This window comes from Ruegeria sp. (genome assembly GCF_965199275.1).
GTDB lineage: Bacteria > Pseudomonadota > Alphaproteobacteria > Rhodobacterales > Rhodobacteraceae > Ruegeria.
Genome location: NZ_CBDAQX010000005.1, coordinates 21,856 through 41,623 on the forward strand (window position 1 = coordinate 21,856; position 19,768 = coordinate 41,623).

A 19,768-nucleotide genomic window follows, 5' to 3' on the forward strand; every position below is an offset into this window, starting at 1 on the left:
TCGACCCCAGTGTTTCCAGAATCGCCGTCAAGTGCGCCAGAATTTCCAATCATCCCGCTTGCCTCTCCATCGACTGCTCAATGAAAAGGATGTCTACAACCATAGGGAGGGGTCAAATTTGGACGCCGATTTCCCCGCTTAGGGGGTCAAAATTGCACGCTTTTCTACACCCAACCGGCCGCGCGCGTACAGGCGATCGGGTTCACCAGATGATGAGAACACATCCGGGAGAATGCCTTGTTGAACTTTCTTTCCTTGCCCGACAGGATCGCATCGACGGCGGTCGTCATGTTATCGTAGATCCCGTTGATGCAGCCTCCACCAAAGAATTTGAAGGCCTCGTCGTGGGCATCAAAGACCATCTCCTGCGTCTCGCGCGGATAGGCAATGGAGAATGGCATGCGGCTATGGCAAAGTTTGAAATGGGCAACCTTCACGGTCGTGAGTGCACCGTCCATCAAAACCGTCTCCACACTCCAGTCGAACTGGTACGCCTCCCCAGGATCAAAGATCAGCGGGATGAACGCCTGCGCCTGTTGTCGGCCGTGCGCAATGCGCCAATTCTTTGTGTAGCGTCGAACACTGTCATACCCGCCGCCAAAACCATCATCGGAGAGTTCCTTCCAGATTTTGGTCATCCGCTTGCGGTGTTTCTTCGGAAGCGCCTCGTTCTCCTCAAGCGTTTCATCCAGACGCGCGCGCCAAGGCCCGAGCACCGGGTATGGCTGCGATTTGCGCTCATATTTGAACTCCGTCACTCCCGATCGGATTATCTTTCGAACCGTTGCACGGCTCAAATTGAGCGAACGGCAAATTTCCTTGATGCTCTTTCAGGGCTATTTACCAGACGTCAAAAAGCGCTTGCAAATCATTTGATTGAGTGAATCCATTCTATGGATGTCAGGTACAGGAGGTTTCAGCGATGGTATCGGTTCGTTCAGTATTGCGTCAAATTCCCGACCCGCGCGGCAAAAAGGGCCGTCAACACCCACTTGAAGCGCTGGTCGGGTTGATGCTTCTCTCCATGCTCAGTGGGCGCAAGGGTATGATGGCGGCGTTCCGCCTTGGTCGTACGCTCACGCCGCGTCAACTCATGCGCTTGGGGTTCCGTCGCGGGCGCGCGTCACCCTGCCATGCAACGCTAACGGAAACGCTACGTATTCTCGACCCGGCCACCCTGGCGCAGGCCTTTGGGCGGCTTACGGCACCAGCACAAGATGATGAAGATCACCATCAGATCGCTATTGATGGCAAAACTCTACGTGGCAGCAAGGACGCGGCAGGCAAGGCGGAACATGTGTTGTCGGGGTTCTGCGCGACGCTTGAACAATCCGTCGGACACACATCATCGCGCGGCAAGGGCATGGAAATACCTGATGCCCTGCGGCTGCTGAACCAGATTGACCTTGCGGGACAGATCGTCACCGGGGATGCCATTTTCTGCCAAAAAACAGTCACTTCCAAAGTTGTGGAAAGGGGTGGCGATTACGTGTTCCCTGTAAAGAACAATCAGAAAGACCTGCGGGGAGAAATCGAAACGGCGTTCAAGACGCCGGTTTTTCCCCCTGTTGGAATGGCGGGAGACGCCGCAATCGGGGCACGGCAGAATCGACCAGCGCCGCATCGAGATCCTTCCCGTCGAGGCATTGAGTGAGCACATGCGCAAGCAGTGGCCAACGATCCGCAGTATCGCCTGCATCAGCCGAACCCGCGAGCATATCCGCGCCGGGCAGATTACCAGAACACAGGCCGAGACAGTGTATCTCATCACCAGCCTGACGCGGCCCAAACCCAAAGACATCCTGCGCCTGAACCGTAACCATTGGCGCATCGAGACCATGCACCGCGACAAGGATGTCACTCTGGGAGAGGATCGCTACACCAACCGATCTGACAACGCGCCACGCAATATCTTTACCCTTGTCAGCGCGACCAGAACCTTGCTCAAGCGCATATCGAAATCACCAACAAAGGCTATCGAAATGATGCAGGACAACCGCGCAAGGGCTATCAGAATCGTCACAGATCAACCCAAAAACACCTTTCTCTGAATCGCCCTGATGCTCTTTCCTGACTTCCGACATTTTTTCGTATAAGTCATTGATATTATTATGCCTTGGTTGCCAAAAGGCACTACACGGACTTTTTTCGCCAGCGATTGTTTCGGAGTGTTGAGGGAGCTCAGGCTTTGGTCTGGCCAGTTTTTCGGGTGCGCCCGGGGGGTATCTTGAAAGGGGCTTCGTTCCAGGTCAGGCCGACGCAGGTGAGGATGCGTCTGGCATCGACCGTGGCATGGCTTGGCATGCCGTAGCGGTCAGGGGTGCCTTTGTGGCGCAGGATCGAGAGCTGCAATGCGTTCAACTCGTTGCGGATACGAGCCGGGCTCATCGGGTGTCCGAGCAGGTCCAGATGCTTGCGCAGGTGCTGCAGGCAGCAGAAGGCCATGTAGCAGATGGCGATATGGGCCCGGACCCGACGCGGCGACCAGTGATAGATGGGCCGGATTTTCAGATCGTGCTTGTTGGTGCGGAAGCAGGCTTCGATCTCCCACAACTGGTGATAGCGGGCAATGACGTCCTGTGCCTCCAGTTCGTCCGCACCATGAACAACAATGGCATGCAGCCCGTCCCATTGTGCCGCTGCCTTGATCTTTGCATCATCCAGCGTGACGTCCCCGCTGTCGGGGAAGGCCAGGAAGCGGCCATATCCCCGGCTGCTGAAGCTGCCGGGTTTGCGAGAGCGCTTGAGCTTCTTGTGCAGCTTTTCGATTGCCTTGTCGCGCTTGTGGGCATCATTGCGTGCCCGGGTGGGTGACCAGGTCACAATGACCCGCGCTCCCTCCTGGTCGATCACCTTGTACCAGCCCTTCTCGGTTGCCTCTTCAGAACCGTGTCCAGCCCAAGGCTGGCGTCCCTCCGGGCTCAAAATGTTCGCCTTCACGGCGGCCGGGGCGGACTTCATGCGATAGCCGAGGATGTAGGGCAGACCCTTGTTCTGCAACATCTGCTGGTTGTCCTTGCTGAGCATGGCGGCATCGGCCACGAACGTGACCCTGGCCACGTCGAAGCGTCCCTCCAACGCCTTCAGCGCAGCTTCCAGCGTATGACCTTCCCAGGTGTTTCCCGGGAAGAGTTCATAGCCCACAGGCAGCCCATCGGAGGTGACGATCAGCGCCAGCATGACCTGAGCGCGGTGATGCTTGCCATCCTTGCTGAAGCCCTTGGCCAGAAGATGATCCTGCTCGACCCCGTCCGCATCCTCGGCCGGGTCCTCGCGCTCGGTGTCAAAGGCCAGGGTCGTGCAATCGTAGAACAGCACGGTCACTGGCCCGCCCAGCAACTTCTCTGCCGCCGCGTGAGAGGTTTTGCAAATCCCGTCTATCACCGGCGTATTGATGTAATCCATGCTCCGATAGACCACGTCCAGATTGAGCGTGATGCCTGCCTGGTTCTCCAACGCCTCCACGGTCGCGCGCTTGCTCTCGGGCTGTGCGATCCGCGCCATAACCAGCTCTTTCACAATGCGATTGGCACTTTTACGCGCCGCCCCCAGAAGGGCCCCCCAACCCAGTTGGTCATACATCGTCCCCATGACATCCCGCAGACCCAGAGAGACCCGCGCCTCCTCACGGCACTCGGCAAGATCAACGCCAAGCTTGTCCGGCCGCGGAGCGCGGCGCACCAGCGCCTGCAGATCGGCATATTCCGTGGGCGTGAACAGTTCCATTTGCGGCGAGCGATCAATGCGTAATTGCTCCATCAAGCGGCCCGCCAGACGCTTGATATCCTCAATCTCGCTGTCGTTATGGGCCACACCCACATGGCGCAGGATCTTCTGGCGTACCTTGGAGCCGGTGCGGACGGATTCAACGATCTGGATCCGTGTGCGGTTGAGCTTTGCGTCATGTTTGGTGCGGATGAACATGGGCGAAGAGGTTAGCCATCTGAAGGCCCATGTCAATACTTTTTATAATAATGGGGCACTACAACGCGCCTCTGAGCAACCACACCTGAAAACAAACCAAAAACCCAGTCAGATCAACAAAAAGGTCGGAAGTCAGGAGGCCGAGACAGTGTATCTCATCACCAGCCTGACGCGGCCCAAACCCAAAGACATCCTGCGCCTGAACCGTAACCATTGGCGCATCGAGACCATGCACCGCGACAAGGATGTCACTCTGGGAGAGGATCGCTACACCAACCGATCTGACAACGCGCCACGCAATATCTTTACCCTTGTCAGCGCGACCAGAACCTTGCTCAAGCGCATATCGAAATCACCAACAAAGGCTATCGAAATGATGCAGGACAACCGCGCAAGGGCTATCAGAATCGTCACAGATCAACCCAAAAACACCTTTCTCTGAATCGCCCTGATGCTCTTTTTTTCGATCAGGTGTAAGCGACGCACTTTTCTAATAGTTTCCACGCAAATCATCCCGCTTGCCTCTCCATCGACTGCTCAATGAAAAGGATGTCTACAACCATAGGGAGGGGTCAAATTTGGACGCCGATTTCCCCGCTTAGGGGGTCAAAATTGCACGCTTTTCTACAAATAGCTGGATAATGTCGGCATCTCGAAACTCCATCGCATGATGAAACCTCAAGAATCCAATTCGACTCAACTGTCAAAGCTTAAGTGCGATTCCCCTGGCTTCAAAGCTGAAGTGCAATACTCACCAAAAGGTAATCGCTTTTGCGTTTTGGTGGCGGCGCGGTTGAGTTCGAGCATGAATTTGTCTTGCCATCCAGAGCGTTTCATCTCTCCGAATTTATACACGCGACCCAACTGGAACTCATCACGGCCAGAGATTGGAAAGCGCAAAGCTGATCGCGTCGAAGGGTGGGACCGACACGGTGTCTGCGTTCGCCAGCGAGGCGATCAGAACCCATTGTCCATCCTTCAGCTCAAACGCCTCTAGGGTTCGCCCATCCGGGTCAACAAGCCAAAGATGACCTACGCCGTCACGGGCATAGATGGCCCGCTTGGGTCCAAGGTCGATCTGTCGGGTCGAGGGCGAAAGCACTTCACACACCCAGTTCGGCGCAATAGAAACAAAAGGGGTTTCGGGCGGGTCCGGCATGATCTCACGCCGCCAACCGGCAAGGTCAGGGACGACCACGTCGTCGCCGAGGTGAACTTCCGGTTCGTCCAGTATCCACCAACCACCGGGTCCGCCGGTTCCGTGATTAAAAGGATCCATCAGCTTTCCGCCTATCGAAGATGCCGCAACGGCGTGTGGAAAGGCTGGTCGCGGGTGGGTATGCAGCGTTCCGCCCAGGATCTGCGCGACCATATTGGATGGAGCATCGATGACGTCCTGATAGGTGGCAGGGTGTTTGTTCTTTGCGGTCACAGTTGCTGTTTTGGCCATGGGTTCAGTATCCTGGCTGATTTTGGGTGTCTTAAGACCACCCGGGGTTTGGGTTCAGTACCTTTGTTGTGCTAGACTCAATGTTGGAACTTTTTCCAAGCCGCCGGATATGCCTCATGAATATGTGGAAACCATTTAGCTTTCTAAATTTCCTCGATTGCCTCGAGTGATTCCGGAATAATCTGCCCACCATCAACGACGATCTGCTGGCCGGTGATGTAAGCAGCCTCTTCAGATGCAAAAAACAGAGCAGCGTGGCCTATATCTTCGACATCACCCAATCGCTTCAACGGAATTGAGGTCGTCATCGTATCCAAATATTCTTGGCCCAAATCCTGCAGCCCCTCCGTGTAGATGTTGCCGGGCATGACAGCGTTGATCGTCGTGTTGTAGCGCGATAACTCCATCGCCGCCGTCTTGAGGAAACCCAGTTGCCCGGCCTTTGACGCGCCGTAATGGGACCAGCCGGGAAATCCTGTGATAGGACCAGTGATAGATGAAGTTAACACCACACGCCCCTTACCAGCCTTTTTGAAATGCGGAATAGCGGCTTTAACGCAAAGAAAAGACGACCGGAGATTTGTGGCCATGACCTCATCCCATTCATCGGGTTCCATGTCGATGATTTTGGTCTGTGGGAAGGTGCCAGCATTGGCGCAAACCACATCTATCCCGCCTTGCGTTTCTGCTGTGAGATTGATCATCGCATTGACGCTCTGCCAATCAGATACGTCACAGACGACGTAGCGCACATTGCCTTCAATTTCCGCGGCCACCTGTTTCATTGTTTCCTCGCCACGCGCAGCAATGGTGATGTTCGCGCCGTGTCGAGCAAACACAGACACGATCCCTCGGCCGATACCTTTTGAACCTCCTGTTACAATGACGCTTTTTCCAATGATTGAAGTCAGCATGAAACCTCCTATGATGTTTGGCTGGTAGCTGGTATTTTTGATCTTGAAGGCTGGGAAGTCCTCGAATATCCAATTGTTTTTCAATGTGTTGTAGATGATGGTCAGGAGCTTTCGAGCGGTGGCAATGATGGCTTTTCCCGACCCGCGTCGCTCCTTGATGGAGCACCGCAAAACGTGAAGCACGTGATCCAGATCGACGGCCGGCGTATCCATGATCATCTGGGCGTGCCGCTAGGTCCGAGGAGGTTCAGACAATTGCGTGGCGCAAAAATTGGCCAATCGCTGCATGCCGGTTTCGACAGATTTATTTAGAACCTCATTGACATTTGCGTTACTGGTGTATCTCAACATTGTTTCATATAGCGTCTTGATATCAGGCCCCCAGGCTTCGGTTTGGAACAATTTGTAGTAAGGGACCCATTCTGAGCCCACGCGGATTTGCAGGTTTGGATCAACGATGTAGTGTCCGCGCCTGACCCGACGAAACAAGTAGCGATTGTAAGGTGACTTTCCGTCAACTTCGTTCTTGGACAGGATACCGGAAATGTAATCCCGCCTTTTACGTCGCTCCGGTAGCACAATCTCTGGCAGCTCGGAGACGGTCACGGAAAGGTCCTGGGCGGTGAAGCCGTAGCGCCACAACGCAATCCAGGGACCCAGGCGACGATAAAACAACGCTCCCAAAATGCGCAGCAAGATATACTCCATCGAACGGCGATCGAGCTTGATCAGGCGGCCTTGTGCCTGAATGTCAAAGCTGGCCGGGGCCAGGATGTCGAACAGGTCAGGCAGTTTATGCTGCGCAAAATGCTCATCCACCAGGCCGCGCTCAAGAGCGAACTCCACGGCCGTGAAACCGTGGCTCGCGGTCAGCGTGGGGTCGGCACCCCGCTCGATCAGCGCTTTTGCAACAGGCAGATTGCCGACCCGGGCAGCGGCCATAAGTGGGGTCAGGTTGAAGGACAAGCGGTGGTCGATTCCGTAGCGCTCCACATCCTGAAGAACTTTGCCGGGGTTTTTGAACTCATATGCTTCGAAGTGCTTCTGGTGCAGAAGTCTGATAGCTTTCTCTTCCGGATCCTGAGCAGGCTTGAACCCATCAAGAGCCAACCGGTTCAGCACCGGTCGGTAACAGTGCAGCAGGGCATAATCAAAAACGGGCAGAAGCTGTTTGCGCTTGCCTGAAGCAAACGCGGTCTCGCACTGTGCCTCGAAGGCGGCATGGTCCACCACCCCCCATGGCACTGGCTTTTGCCCCAGTATCCGGTCCCGAATGTCTTCCGCTTGCTCCGTCTTGCCCTGCATCTCGAGGCGGCGCGCCTCGCGCTGCCACTGCTCAAGGCTGGAATCTTCCCGCTCTGCTGACACAGTGACCTCAGAGAAGCGATCCATCCGCAACAGGTTCATGAGAGCGTGACCATGATCGGCTTCTACCCAATACAGATTGCGTACCGCGCGCGTCACCGCGACGAATAGGGAATTGATATAAAACTTGTAGACCTCCAGCGACTTGTCGCTTTTGTCGCGCGCCCGGGCATATGCAAGCGTATCGGCCTCCAGATCCGCCGGATTGACATCCCGGGCCACCTCGCGAAACGCTCTGGTCTCGTCGCTGACCACGTTGAACAGAATGATGCTGTCATATTCAAGCCCCTTGGCTTCCTGTATCGAGAACACCAAAGGGGTGTTGAACCAGCGTCGCGCCTGCTCTTTCTGGTTCGGGTGCAACACCAGCACCGCCACGCGCGTGGACCGCCGGGTACGGTCATCAAGGTCGCGCAAGACCTCTGCGGTGTGGGGCAGCAACTGAAGCTGACCGGTCTCGCGCGTTACGCTGCGGACCAGGTAGTTGCTTTCCCGATCCACGGATCCAAACCGGGCGTGCTTCAGTTTCAGGATTCGGTTGGCCAGTTCCGTAACGGTCAAGGTGTTGCGATAATTGGTGTGCAGAATACGCGCAATCTCATCAGCATCCGACCCGGCAAGTCCCCGGTCTTCAAAAAACAGCGACTTGATATGCGCCCATGAAAAGAAGTTTGGGTGAACAATCTGGTTGGAATCGCCCGTCAGAATGAACGCTCCTGCGGTTCGGAGCGATTTCAGGATCAGAAAGAGCTGGATATTGGTAATGTCCTGAACTTCATCGACGACCAGAAAATCATATCGCGGAGCCACAGCCCCCAGATACTCGTGACTCAGGATATTGGGATCATACAGGTCTGATTCCTTCAGGAACCTGCGGTACTTCTCAAAAAGACCATAAACCTCCGGTCGCTCTTCTGCGCTGAAAATCGATTGCCGAACCCCCAGATTTAGATAATCCTCCCGACGCAACCAGCCCTCTTTCCCGACGGGTCCGGTGATGACACCCCGGATTTCCTCAAACACTTTGTGGGCATCGCGCAGAGACCGTGACACTGACTGGCGCGCAAACCAGGTCTGGAAGTCGCGCGGGGTGACTTCGCGGCCAGCGGGGACGCGAATGCTCTCCAGAAATTCCTGAAACGAAAGAAAATCGATATCCTGATCGTCATTTGTGTAATTCTGGGCGAAATATAAGTCCCGCGCATTGCGAACCAGATACGGCGACAGGCTTACATACAGCACGTCACCGACCATTTGCTTCATTTTCTCCAGGGTCAGCACAGTCTTTCCGCTGCCCGCAGACCCGATCACGATGACAGGTGGCGATAGCGCGTGAATTGCCTCTTGCTCGTCATCAAAGGTCAGAATTTTGTCAAGGATGTTGAAACGCGGCTTATTTGGGTTCAACAGGGGGAGGTCACCGGCGGGCGTGACGGTGTCGGCGGCAATCAGGGGAATTCTGTCGTCGTCGATCTCAGCGCCACGACGGAGAAAGCGCGACTTCTCATAGGCGTGATGACGGATGTGTTCGAGGATCAGGCAGCAGATCTCGTCCTGCACCCGATAGAACGCGAAGAGCAGCCGATCGGACCTGTTGAGGCGCGCCCGATATAGCGTGTCGGTGATCTTACGCACATCGGCGCGCGCAAAATCACCTTCTCTCAAGGCGCAAACAACCCTGTCAAAATTAGGTATCCGCTCCGGGACCAATTCGTTATACACAAGAACGCGCATTGTACCCCGTTCCCTCAATTCTAGCTGAGCATGATTATGGCCCCATCCCGCGCTGAGTTCAGCGGCAACAGAATGATCAAAAATAGCAACTGCCCCACCTTTTGCGGTACTCTCCATCCCACATTCAGGAGGCCGCCAAGGTATCAGCTACCATCTTTGGTTTGCGCTCGATCAGCGCAATAAGAACCATCGCAGCTCGATCCGGCAGGCGTCGTTTTTGCTCCCAATCGCGCAACGTCGCAACTGGCAAGCCATACCGTTCAGCAAAATCCGTCTGAGAAAGTTTCTGTTTCTTACGGACTGCCGCTACATCCACTGTTTCAGGAATGAATGCCCCGGCAGGTTCCATTTCACCCTTTGCGATCGCAAGAGCTTCTTCCGCACTGTGGATTAATTCAGTACCAAAACTCATATCAGTCTCCTTCACTTCTTTCCACGCCGTTTGCCCGTCAGGAGCGTTGCATTGGCACGGTAAGCATCAGCGATTGTCGGCAGCACACTGGCCAACTCATTCTTTTCTGCTTTGGTCAGGTTTGCTTTTGTACCCTTACCGTAAACAGCCAAAAGAAAGACCGGTACGTCAGCACCACCAAAATAATGAATGGTTCTGTAACCACCACTCTTGCCGCCACCGTGCCCCGGATGACGCAACTTTCGCGCTCCGCCAGTAGCTGGTATAACGTCGCCAGCCAATGGATCATCAGCCAGCGTATTAACGATGTTTCCCATCTGCTCTTCAGAAAGCCCATGACGATTTGCCTGCGTCAAAAACGTCGGTGTCCAGCAAACTGTGTGCATGCTTATACATCTACGGCAATGCCGTAGCTTTATCAAGCCACATTTCCACGCTGGAATACAACATTGCCCTCACATCCAGGGTTCCTGTTTGGCCTGACGACGACTAGACGTTCAGACGCGGGGTTCCGTGGCAGGCTCTCAAGGCTTGGCGAGAACCACACCCCGGCAGGGAATCGCACCCTTGTCGAGAACATTCTGAATTGTCGAGAGCACCGCAAAGCCTTATAAAACCAAGTAATCGGAAAAAACACCGATAGTACAAAGAAGGTCCAAACTTGGCACGCAGAAAAGATCCTCTTCCGTCCAGCAGTAGCGAAAAAGACTATAGGATCAACACGTCATTGTCGCGGGGGCTGGCGATTCTGAAGGCTTTTAGTCCTGACAACAGGCCCATCGGAAACGCCGAAATCGCCAGCAGAGTTGGCTTACCCAAGGCGACAATTTCGAGGCTGACATACACTCTGACCGAGTTGGGCTATCTGAAATACGATGAGGACATCGGACGCTATTCATTGGGGCCAGCGGTTCTTACTCTCGGATATGATGTCATGGCGCAAATGGAGATCCGGGATATCGCGAGACCCTACATGCAGGAACTGGCAAATTATGCCGATGCGTCGATCTATCTGGGGGCACCAAACGAGACCGAGTTCATCTATGTGGAAGCCTGCCGGACGCCCGGTTCCATGGCGATCCGCCTTGGGGTGGGGTCTCGCATTCCGATGTCCACCACCGGCATGGGGCGTGCCTACCTGGCTGCATTACCCGACGCAGAACGCGAAGCTTTGATCACTCAGATTGCCCAAGGTTATGGCGAAGACTGGCCCGAGGTCGAAGCGAAAATGCGCCGTGAAATCTCGCAGGCCCAAGAACGCGGCTTTGCCCTCAGCCATGGGGATTGGGTGGCCGAGGCCAATTCCGCCGGCGCAGTCGTGCGCCGTGCCGACGGAGGTCCGGTCTATGCCCTGAACGTGGGGGGCTTGCGCTCGGTCGTGACGACCGAGCGGCTCGAAGCCGACCTGGGCCCTCGTGTACTAGGTGTGGCCAAGCAGATCGAACATTTCGCACGAGGCATGCTCTAGGCGGACTGGATTTCGGTAATCTCCTGGTAGAGTTTTACCGTTTCGCGCACGCCTTCCCTCAGGGGTGTTTCCTGCCAATCCCCAATTACCTTTTGCAACGTTCCGGTATCAAATCCGGCTGCAGGCGAGACCCGCTCATTGTCGGCTCTTGTCACCTTGGCACCGGGCACCACTGCGTGGATAGCAGCCAGGACATCGTCGATCGAATCGACCCGCTCTGTGATATCGGACAGCAGTGCCCCTTCCCAGTCTGACTGAACCGCCTTGGCAATGACCCTGGCCACATCGCCGACATATTGAAAGCAACTACGTGTTGCGAACGGGATTTTATAGGATTCTCCCAAGGCAGCAGCCTGAATCGCCCGGGTGATGGCCGAGGTTTCGCCATCGTCGCGCCCGACGCCATAGATAATATATGGCCTCAGCCCCAAGCTAGGCAGATCGTGATCCTGCCAGTAGATTCGTGCAATCTCTTCATCCGTTTTTTTGAACACACCGTAAAGGTTTGATGGCGCATTATCAGGACCACGTGGTTTGGCGGCAATAGAACTGGTGTAGATGATCCGCCGGATGCCGTATTTGCGGGCCATTTCGAAAATATTGATATGTCCGACAATGTTTACGGTCGCCCCGGCTGCCGGCTTTTCGCGGCAGACAGGAATTTGCAGCGCGGCAAGGTGAATGATTCCGGTCGGACGGGTTTCGGCTATCAGATTTTCCACCGCTCCGCTGTCGGTGACGTCACAAATCCTCAGATCAACCAGGCCCTCCGGCAGTTCCGGGCGCAGCTCTCGCAGGCGGTGGTGATTATCGGTGATATCGGTTGCAATGACAGGAACCCCCTGATCAATCAGGACGGAAATGATCCACGATCCCAGGAACCCAGTCGCCCCGGTGATCAGGATACGGTCTTCGCTTGGTTTCATGACTTTCCTTCTTTCTGCTCGCGTTCCCGCACATAACGAACCAACGGCCAAAGCAGCATCGCCGCCGTCACCATGAACAGAGTGAGGGCGATCGGCCGTTCAAAAAAGGCAAGGAACGATCCACGGGTGAGCAGCAGGCCCTGCCTGAGCGAATTCTCGATCATCTGGCTGAGCACCATACCGATCACAAGCGGTGCAAGCGGGAACCCAGCCTTGCGCAAGACGAACCCGCCGACACCAGCAAGAAATGCGGTTGCCAGATCAAGAGGGTTACCGCGCACGCCATAGGCGCCGACGATGGCGATCACCGTAACCATGGCCATCAGCAGCGGTTCTGGCACCCGCAGAGCGCGCGTGAAAAGCTGCGCGCCTAGGGCACCAACAAAAAACATCAGCACGTTGACCAGCACCAGGATCAGGAAGACCGCATAAACCAGATCAAGGTTCTCGGTGAAAAGCCGTGGTCCGGGGGTCAACCCATGCACGATGAAGGTTCCCAGCATCAAGGCCGTCACCGGGTCCCCCGGAATTCCCAGGGCAAGTGTCGGTACCATTGCCGAGCCAGTCACAGCGTTGTTGGCGCTTTCAGCAGAGACAAGTCCGTCGGGTTCTCCGATGCCCAGCTTTTCCTTGTTGGGTGCCGAGCGCTTGGCTTCTCCATAAGCGATAAAGGCCGCAGTTGCCGCGCCGGTACCTGGCAGCGTGCCAACAAAGGACCCGATGGTGCAGGATTTCAATAGCAGCCAAAGGCGCGGCGTCCACTCCGACAGTGCAGGCAGGCGAAAGCCAACCTTGTGTGTAATCACCTCTTTTACCTGGGTCGATTCCGAGGCGCGGATGAACACTTCCGAGAGGGCAAACAGCCCGACGATGGCCGGGATGAGCGAGATACCTGCGGTCATTTCGAAATTGCCGAAGGTAAAGCGCATGTCTCCGGTCACGTGGTCGACGCCGATCGTGGCAAGAAAAAGCCCGATCGCCCCGGAGAGCAACCCCTTGGCCATGGCACCTCGGGACACGTTGGCAATACAAATCAGGGCAAAGATACCAAGGGCGAAATACTCGATTGCGGTGAAGTTCAGCGAAAACGCCGCCAGTTGTGGTGCGGCGATGATCAATACGAGCACCGAAAAAAGACCGCCAAGCACCGAGGCCACCGTGGCCCATCCGATGGCCAGATCGGCATCGCCCCGTTGCGCCATGGGAAACCCGTCCAGCGCGGTTGCGGCGGCCTGCGGCGTGCCCGGCGTGTTGATAACGATAGCAGAGATCGATCCGCCATAAACCGAACCGCAATAGATCCCCAGCATCAACGCCAGCGCCGGAATCTGGTCCATAGAAAAGGTGAAGGGCAGGATCATAGTGATGCCAATCACAGATCCGAGTCCTGGCAGAACCCCCACGGCGACACCTAGGATGGTGCCGGCAAGGATCGACAACAGGGCAGAGAAGGTCAGGATGTGCTCAAGCCCGAGCAAAAAAACGTCCATCAGATAACCTCGAACCAGGGAGACGAAGGGAGGATGATCAGGAACACTTTTTCAAAGATGTACCAGACCGAAAACGTGTAGATGATCGAGATGACCAAGGTGATCTTCCAGTTCCTGTAGCCCAGGACGAAGGGGAGTACGAAGGTGAAGATCAGCGTGGGAATAACAAATCCGGCCCAGTTGATTGAAAAGATGTAACCGCCAGTGATGGCAATTGCCACCGCAACGACGACAAGGGCATTCCGACCAAGCCCGTCGCTTTCTTCGGCAAAACCCTCGGCGATGACGACCAGGGAAAACACCGCCATCGCACCCAAAACAATTCGCGGGAAGAAGACGGGGCCACGGCCCGCCGTCAGGATCGACGTCTGATACGCTGCATCAAAAGTATGGTAGAACAGGTAGACTGTCGCCAAAAGGATCAGCCCGCCCACGATACTCGAAAAGGATGGTTTCGCCATGACCGCCCCGCAAAAAATATGAAAAGGCGCCCAGGGAGTTACTTCTTCAGGCCGGCAGCGGTCAGAACCTCATCGTTCTTCGCGAATTCTAAAGCAACGAAGGCTTCGAAATCCGCGCTGTTCATGAAGGCGACCGGCATGCGGAGATCGGCCATACGGCTGCTGAATGCGTCCGAATTCATGCCGGCCTCGCAGGCGGCTTCAAGTGCCGCCTTGGCTTCGGCGGGAATACCCTTGGGGGCCACCAGACCACCCCAGATTGGGAAGTGCATCGGAACACCCTGATCGTTCGCAGTGGGCAAATCCTGAGCAGTCGAGACCCGCTCGGATGTCAGCATCGCCAGCGATTTGACCTGATCCGAGTTTTTGGTCAGGAACGAAATATGCGCAACAAACATGTCGGTCGATCCATCCAGAATAGCTTTGAATGTCGGCGCCGATCCTTTGTAGGGGATAAAAGTGAATTCCGCCCCCGATGCAGCCGCCAAGCCCAGACCGGCGACATGCGGAATCGACCCTACCGCCTGCACACCATAGTTCAGTTCGCCCGGGTTTGCCTTGGCATGCTCCAGCATCTCCTGCAACGAATTGAATGGGCTGTCCTTGCGGACGACCAGCGATGAAGGCGCCGAATATGCCTGGCAGATATAGTCAAAACTGACGGGATCATACGGCAACTCGCGCAGGTGAGGCTGAGTGGTCATCGGTCCGACCGGCATCATGCCGATCGTATAGCCATCAGCCTTGGAGCGAGCGGTTTCTGCGGTACCAATCGTTCCGCCCGCACCAGCGGTGTTCTTGACGACGATCTCAACACCCAGGACTTCAGCCATCGGGCCTGCCAGCGTGCGGGTTGTAATGTCGGTGCCACCGCCGGCGCTGAATGGCACAATGATCGTAACGGGTTTTGCCGGATAGTCTGCCGCAAATGCAGCGCTAGCAACCCCGGCTGCAGCCCCGAGAGCTGCAATGGATGAACGAATCATTTTCATAGGTCTTCCTCCCTGGATTCAGGCCGCACCACATGGGTTTGGCAGTGCCATTTGCGTCCTCAGCAACATAGACTCCGGGGACAATAGTTCATTCTCTGCTATATTTTAAATACATTTTTAAATTTTTTGGAATTTATTTTCATTTTTTTCATTCCGAGCTAGAAGGAGTCCGAAAGCCCCCGGCTTGCAAAGGCGGAACAGGGCGAAAAGCAAACACTGCACACAGTAGAAGGGACAGTCAAAATGGCCCAAACCAGCGAAATAGTCGTTCGGACCCTGATCGATTCGGGCGTCACCCGCGGATTTACCTTGCCCGGATTGGGGGTGACCTGGTCGCTACCGGCTTTCTACGACGCAAGGAATGAATTCGACGTCGTTCTGTGCCGCAACGAATGGATCGCGTCGATCATGGCGCAGGCTGCCGGGCGCCTAACGGGCAAGCCCTCGTGTCTGATGGGACAAGGCCCTTGGATATCCACCATGGGCGGCGTTGGCATTCAGGAAGCACATTTTGCAGGTACCCCGATGGTGGTTCTGACTGAAACCTCTGACTACGACGGCTATGGACAGATGGGTGTCTACCAAACCATGACCGGGGACTTTGGCGGGGCCAACGCGTTGGCCTCGCTCCAGCAGATCACAAAGTACTCCACCTATGCAACCACCCCCGAAGAGGCCGTGTTTGGTACACAAATGGCGGTCAAGCATGCATCTCTGCCGCGTATGGGACCCGCCGCCGTAATAATGAAGACGCCGATCATTCGCGCCGAGATGAACGACGAGCCCAAGCCCGGGCTTTACCCGACTGAAGGATACCTCGCCTACACGCCGGCACGCCCCGACCTTTCCGCCATTGCCACTTTGGCCAGCATGATCAATGAGGCGAAGCGCCCGGTAATTGTTGCAGGCAACGGCGTGAATGCTGCTGGAGCCGGAGAGAAGCTGCAGGCGCTGGCCGAAAAGGCAGGCATCATGGTGGTGACCAGCTATAATGGCAAAGGGGTAATCGCCGAGACATCCGCAGTCTGTGGTGGTATGCTCGGTACATGGGGGCACAAGGCCGCCAACCGGGTTCTGGCTCGGGCTGATTTCGTGCTGATGCTCGGGGCCTCGATGGGGCCTGATTACACGCGATTCCGAGATCCGGGCCTCATTCGCCCCAGTGACCAGAAACTGGCACAGGTCGATATCGACCCTCGCAATGCCGGCTGGGTCTATCCGGTTGATCTGGCTGTGACCGGCGATGTTAGCGACGTTCTGGATATGCTGGGAGAGATCGGTCTGTCAAAGATCAACGCGGAGGCCCGCATCGAGGCCGGGATGGAGACAAAGACGCGGTATCGCTATTTCGATTTGCCCGATCTTCCCGCCGCGCAGGGCACGGTGCATCATACCGACGTGGTGCGAGGACTGCAGGACTTCCTCGGCCCTGACGATCTGCTGACATTGGACGCCGGGGCGCAGCGGATCTGGAGCACTTTCGGTCTGCGCATGCCCTATCCTGGGCAACTCCTGGTGCCCGGAGGCACGGGTGTCATGGGGTGGAGCCCGCCGGCGGCCACTGCAGCCAAGATCGTGCGACCGGAGAAACGCGTGACCAGCCTTTCAGGTGACGGTGGCTTCATGATGACGGTTCAAACCATCCCCACTGCCGTTCAACAGGAACTCGATATTGTCTATCTCGTCTCCAACAATGCGGGCCTCGGCATGGTGCGCGACAATCTCGGTGAAAAGCGGATCGCGGTCGATTTCAACGATGTCGACTTTGCCAAGGTCTCTGAGGGCATGGGTGCGAAGGGGCTGACCGTCTATCGCCCCGGCGATATCCGCGACGCCCTGGAAGAAGCGCATAAGATGGGTGGACCGGTTGTGGTCGACGTCAAGGTCGACCCGGATGCTGGCCATGCGGAGGCCTGTGATGTTGCGCCGCTTTGAGGATCGCACCGCGCTGATCACCGCCGCCGGATCGGGGCTGGGCTGGGGAATGGCGCGACGACTGGCCCGCGAGGGCGCCCGCGCTACCATCTGGGATCGGGACGAGGCGGTGCTGCATCAGGCAGCTGAGGCGGCGCAAGCGGAGGGTTTGGCGATAACCCCCCGCGCGCTCGACATGACCGATAGCGGAGCCATCGCGGCTGCCGTGAAAAGCATGATTGCCGCCGATGGCCGAATTGACGTTTTGGTCAACAATATCGGTGGGTCACTGCACACACCGTTTCGTTTTCTGGAGCAAAGCGACGAAGATTGGGAGCGGGTCATATCGGTCAACGTCACGGCCTGCGTACGCACCACCCGTGCCGTTCTGCCCCATATGGTCGAAAGCGGGTATGGCAGGGTCATCAATATGGGGTCGAAAGCGGGCCGGTTTGGCAGCCTGTTTGCCGGGGCCAACTACACAGCGTCCAAAGGCGCAATGCAGGCCTTCACCTTGCAGATCGCACAGGAGTTTGGCCCGCAAGGCATCACCTGCAATACGATCTGCCCCGGCGCCGTTCTAACAGCGCGCGTCAGGGGGCTGTTAGAAAAACGTCAGACCGTGGATGAAAGGAAACGGGTCCTGCAATCAATCCCTGTTCGTCGCCACGGGACTGTCGAGGATATAGCTGCTGCCGTCGCCTATTTGGCATCCGAAGAGGCTGGTTTCGTCAATGGTGCCTCGTTGGACGTCAATGGAGGACAGAGCATGGTTATCTGAACTTCGATACTGTCAATTATCTTTCGCACATTTGATTTCAGGCAACGCTGGCTCCTTGTGTTTGGTCCGCGAATAGCGGGTCCATATTCAATGCCGATTGACATCGAGGGAACTATGCGATGTGTTCTTCCTATTGACGAACAATCCGACTCTGTATGCTTGTGTACTGCGCCGCGCAAACAAGTCTCCGGCCATTTTTTGGCCGAGTTGGCAAAGGGTTTTATGTTTAGTCGGGTCGTCAAATTCCACGCGATCCGACAACGGCAAGCTCAGATCGATTCGAACATACTGTTTGTGAGGGATGAGGTTTTCGCAAATTCTGACCGCAACATTCACTTGGCTCCGGAGGATCAACTCAACCAAATTAATGCGCCCGTTGATGAACCATGCTATGGCCCCCCATCTAGTAGAGTCTTTACTCTTTAGGGTGCGAAGGTATATGTCACGCCCCCATCTCGCCAGCCTTTGCACACGCGGCGGAACGTGACCTTCCCGCGTCCTGATTTTTGATGGCGCTTCCAGATCGACAGCGTGATCTGTTGTGCCGACCGACAGCACAAAAAAGTCGGAAAGCGAAACACCGAAGTTCTTACTTAGATCAGCTACAGCTAGCAACTCCGGGGCATTGGCAGAAATTCCTCCATCGACCAGCCAACCCGACGAACCTTCGTTTTCCTTGTCGCCTTGAGTGAACCCATACTTCTGAAATGGAAAATATGTGGGTGCGGAAACTGACGCTTGTACTGCCTGCCAGATTTTGGTGTTCTCATAGTGGAGGCTGCTGCTTTTATAGCCACCGATTAGGAGTGTGTTGCCCGTCTCGGCGTCCACCGCAGACACGTAGCAAGGTTTTTTCAGTTCGCTAAATGTGCGATCCCCGAAGATTTCTCGCAAAAGACCTTCCAGATGTTTCTTCGAATACCGGCTCGAGATGTAGCCAGGACCAGGGATGCCGGGAAATATCTTATCTCCATGTTCATGAAAAATTTCCAGAAGCTCGGATGGGGATTTACCGATGGCCAGCCCTGCAGAAATTATCGCTCCAACAGAGGTGCCAACAAAGCCATCGCAACAGTCTTGTATTCGCCCGTGGTCTAGTCTACTCGGGCCCTCGAAGCAAAATCTTTTTTTCTCTATGGCTTTCAAGACTTCAAGTGTGAAAACGCCTTTGTAGCCGCCGCCCGAGAGACTCAATAACTGAAAAAGCTCTCTGCGAGGCAGCGATATCATCTTGCCACTTTCATCGTGGTAATCGGGTAGTCGATGTGGTCTGCCAAACCATTGAAATGGTCATCTGGATGGTTGGTAATGACAAGATTCAGGTTCCAGTGAGCAGCTGTGGCGAACTCGATGAACGGAGATATGTCTCTCGATCCCTTGAATTTTTCTTCTTCGAACGCGGCGATATATGCTTGCGCCGCCAAGTCCAAAATTGTCGCGTCTACATCGATCAGGCGTGAATTGTGCGTGGAACGCCTTAGTAGAGCGAACGCGTTTTTTATATTTGGTTTTGATCTAAACTCCGACGATCGGTTTTTAAACTGAATTAGTCCGTAGGTGTAAACTGATATGAAGGCTGTATGTTCACGGTCAACTGGCTGATCGTGTTTCCACAATTTCCAGTTTTTGGAACCTTCTAAGTATTCAAGGAATGCTGAGTAGCTTAGCAGAAAACCCGAAGTCCCAGTGTCCATATCGTTCTGAGTCATGTCGAAGCGGAACAACGGCCACCAAGGCGACCGCTACAATCTTAAGGGCAGACGGAAAGAGGTTTTCTAAGATGCGACAAATCGACGTCCATCGCCTGAATCCGTTCGGTTACCGGAGCAACGGACTGATAGTTATTTGCAGATTTCCCAAGCGCTTCTGCCCACACTCCAGTCAACTGGAACAGTTTCTCTTTTCGCTGAGCGTTTGTCGGGTTCTCAGCAAGCTCC

The 19,768-nt window shown here is 55.5% G+C and carries 19 protein-coding genes and 2 pseudogenes; 6 read left to right on the forward strand and 15 right to left on the reverse strand.

Annotated features, from left to right (window positions below):
* Positions 1-170: 170 nt before the first annotated feature.
* Positions 171-824 (reverse strand): annotated as a pseudogene (gene istA, locus ACOERD_RS01765) (IS21 family transposase); the annotation flags it as partial.
* A gap of 98 nt (positions 825-922) precedes the next feature.
* On the opposite strand from istA, the gene ACOERD_RS01770 reads away from it, so the two are divergent.
* The gene (locus ACOERD_RS01770; RefSeq protein WP_419737836.1) at positions 923-1,654 is read left to right on the forward strand and encodes an ISAs1 family transposase; all 732 of its coding nucleotides are present in this window, start codon (positions 923-925) and stop codon (positions 1,652-1,654) included.
* The gene (locus ACOERD_RS01775) at positions 1,569-2,051 is read left to right on the forward strand and encodes an ISAs1 family transposase (RefSeq protein ID WP_419737837.1); all 483 of its coding nucleotides are present in this window, start codon (positions 1,569-1,571) and stop codon (positions 2,049-2,051) included. The genes ACOERD_RS01770 and ACOERD_RS01775 overlap by 86 nt, the downstream gene beginning before the upstream one ends.
* 130 nt (positions 2,052-2,181) lie before the next feature.
* Here the strand turns inward: ACOERD_RS01775 and ACOERD_RS01780 are convergent, their stop codons facing one another.
* The gene (locus tag ACOERD_RS01780) at positions 2,182-3,924 is read right to left on the reverse strand and encodes an IS1634 family transposase (RefSeq protein WP_419737624.1); all 1,743 of its coding nucleotides are present in this window, start codon (positions 3,922-3,924) and stop codon (positions 2,182-2,184) included.
* Between ACOERD_RS01780 and ACOERD_RS01785 the strand changes: the two genes are divergently transcribed.
* Positions 3,917-4,366 carry a hypothetical protein gene (locus ACOERD_RS01785; RefSeq protein WP_419737838.1) on the forward strand — a complete coding sequence of 150 codons (450 nt, stop codon included), beginning with the start codon at positions 3,917-3,919 and terminating at the stop codon, positions 4,364-4,366. The genes ACOERD_RS01780 and ACOERD_RS01785 overlap by 8 nt on opposite strands.
* 432 nt (positions 4,367-4,798) lie before the next feature.
* Here the strand turns inward: ACOERD_RS01785 and ACOERD_RS01790 are convergent, their stop codons facing one another.
* The 6 genes and pseudogenes from ACOERD_RS01790 to ACOERD_RS01815 all read right to left on the reverse strand — a co-directional run bounded on the left by ACOERD_RS01790 (position 4,799) and on the right by ACOERD_RS01815 (position 10,185).
* The gene (locus ACOERD_RS01790; RefSeq protein ID WP_419737839.1) at positions 4,799-5,374 is read right to left on the reverse strand and encodes a Uma2 family endonuclease; all 576 of its coding nucleotides are present in this window, start codon (positions 5,372-5,374) and stop codon (positions 4,799-4,801) included.
* Between the two features lie 143 nt (positions 5,375-5,517).
* Entirely contained in the window at positions 5,518-6,288 is a 771-nt protein-coding gene (fabG, locus tag ACOERD_RS01795; protein WP_419737853.1) for a 3-oxoacyl-ACP reductase FabG, read from the reverse strand.
* A gap of 39 nt (positions 6,289-6,327) precedes the next feature.
* Positions 6,328-6,447, reverse strand: a pseudogene (locus tag ACOERD_RS01800) (IS110 family transposase); the annotation flags it as partial.
* 72 nt (positions 6,448-6,519) lie between these two features.
* Positions 6,520-9,504, reverse strand: a complete 2,985-nt coding sequence (locus tag ACOERD_RS01805; protein WP_419737840.1) for a hypothetical protein — start codon at positions 9,502-9,504, stop codon at positions 6,520-6,522.
* Between the two features lie 7 nt (positions 9,505-9,511).
* Positions 9,512-9,799 carry a helix-turn-helix domain-containing protein gene (locus ACOERD_RS01810; RefSeq protein ID WP_419737841.1) on the reverse strand — a complete coding sequence of 96 codons (288 nt, stop codon included), beginning with the start codon at positions 9,797-9,799 and terminating at the stop codon, positions 9,512-9,514.
* A gap of 11 nt (positions 9,800-9,810) precedes the next feature.
* Positions 9,811-10,185 (reverse strand): type II toxin-antitoxin system RelE/ParE family toxin, encoded by a 375-nt coding sequence (locus tag ACOERD_RS01815; RefSeq protein ID WP_419737842.1) that lies wholly within the window; start codon positions 10,183-10,185, stop codon positions 9,811-9,813.
* Between the two features lie 275 nt (positions 10,186-10,460).
* Here ACOERD_RS01815 and ACOERD_RS01820 point away from each other — a divergent pair, with 275 nt between their 5' ends.
* Positions 10,461-11,267 carry an IclR family transcriptional regulator gene (locus ACOERD_RS01820; protein ID WP_419737843.1) on the forward strand — a complete coding sequence of 269 codons (807 nt, stop codon included), beginning with the start codon at positions 10,461-10,463 and terminating at the stop codon, positions 11,265-11,267.
* Here the strand turns inward: ACOERD_RS01820 and ACOERD_RS01825 are convergent.
* From ACOERD_RS01825 to ACOERD_RS01840, 4 genes are read right to left on the reverse strand one after another with little or no spacing between them, the layout of a single operon-like run.
* Positions 11,264-12,193, reverse strand: a complete 930-nt coding sequence (locus ACOERD_RS01825) for an NAD-dependent epimerase/dehydratase family protein (RefSeq protein WP_419737844.1) — start codon at positions 12,191-12,193, stop codon at positions 11,264-11,266. The two genes, ACOERD_RS01820 and ACOERD_RS01825, sit on opposite strands and share 4 nt — an antisense overlap.
* Positions 12,190-13,683, reverse strand: a complete 1,494-nt coding sequence (locus tag ACOERD_RS01830) for a tripartite tricarboxylate transporter permease (RefSeq protein ID WP_419737845.1) — start codon at positions 13,681-13,683, stop codon at positions 12,190-12,192. The genes ACOERD_RS01825 and ACOERD_RS01830 overlap by 4 nt, the downstream gene beginning before the upstream one ends.
* Entirely contained in the window at positions 13,683-14,144 is a 462-nt protein-coding gene (locus ACOERD_RS01835) for a tripartite tricarboxylate transporter TctB family protein (protein WP_419737846.1), read from the reverse strand. The genes ACOERD_RS01830 and ACOERD_RS01835 overlap by 1 nt, the downstream gene beginning before the upstream one ends.
* A 38-nt stretch (positions 14,145-14,182) precedes the next feature.
* Positions 14,183-15,136: a Bug family tripartite tricarboxylate transporter substrate binding protein gene (locus ACOERD_RS01840; protein WP_419737847.1), complete on the reverse strand. Its 954-nt coding sequence runs from the start codon at positions 15,134-15,136 to the stop codon at positions 14,183-14,185.
* A 243-nt stretch (positions 15,137-15,379) separates the two neighbouring features.
* Between ACOERD_RS01840 and ACOERD_RS01845 the strand changes: the two genes are divergently transcribed.
* Positions 15,380-17,071: a thiamine pyrophosphate-binding protein gene (locus ACOERD_RS01845; protein ID WP_419737848.1), complete on the forward strand. Its 1,692-nt coding sequence runs from the start codon at positions 15,380-15,382 to the stop codon at positions 17,069-17,071.
* Complete coding sequence (locus ACOERD_RS01850) at positions 17,055-17,831, forward strand: SDR family NAD(P)-dependent oxidoreductase (protein ID WP_419737849.1); 777 nt, start codon at positions 17,055-17,057, stop codon at positions 17,829-17,831. Before ACOERD_RS01845 ends, ACOERD_RS01850 begins: the two co-directional genes overlap by 17 nt.
* 87 nt (positions 17,832-17,918) lie before the next feature.
* Here the strand turns inward: ACOERD_RS01850 and ACOERD_RS01855 are convergent, their stop codons facing one another.
* The 3 genes from ACOERD_RS01855 to ACOERD_RS01865 all read right to left on the reverse strand — a co-directional run.
* Positions 17,919-19,061 (reverse strand): patatin-like phospholipase family protein, encoded by a 1,143-nt coding sequence (locus ACOERD_RS01855; RefSeq protein ID WP_419737850.1) that lies wholly within the window; start codon positions 19,059-19,061, stop codon positions 17,919-17,921.
* Entirely contained in the window at positions 19,058-19,540 is a 483-nt protein-coding gene (locus ACOERD_RS01860) for a hypothetical protein (protein WP_419737851.1), read from the reverse strand. The genes ACOERD_RS01855 and ACOERD_RS01860 overlap by 4 nt, the downstream gene beginning before the upstream one ends.
* A gap of 41 nt (positions 19,541-19,581) precedes the next feature.
* Positions 19,582-19,768 (reverse strand): hypothetical protein (locus ACOERD_RS01865; RefSeq protein ID WP_419737852.1); only part of this gene is annotated, 187 nt, incomplete at its 5' end.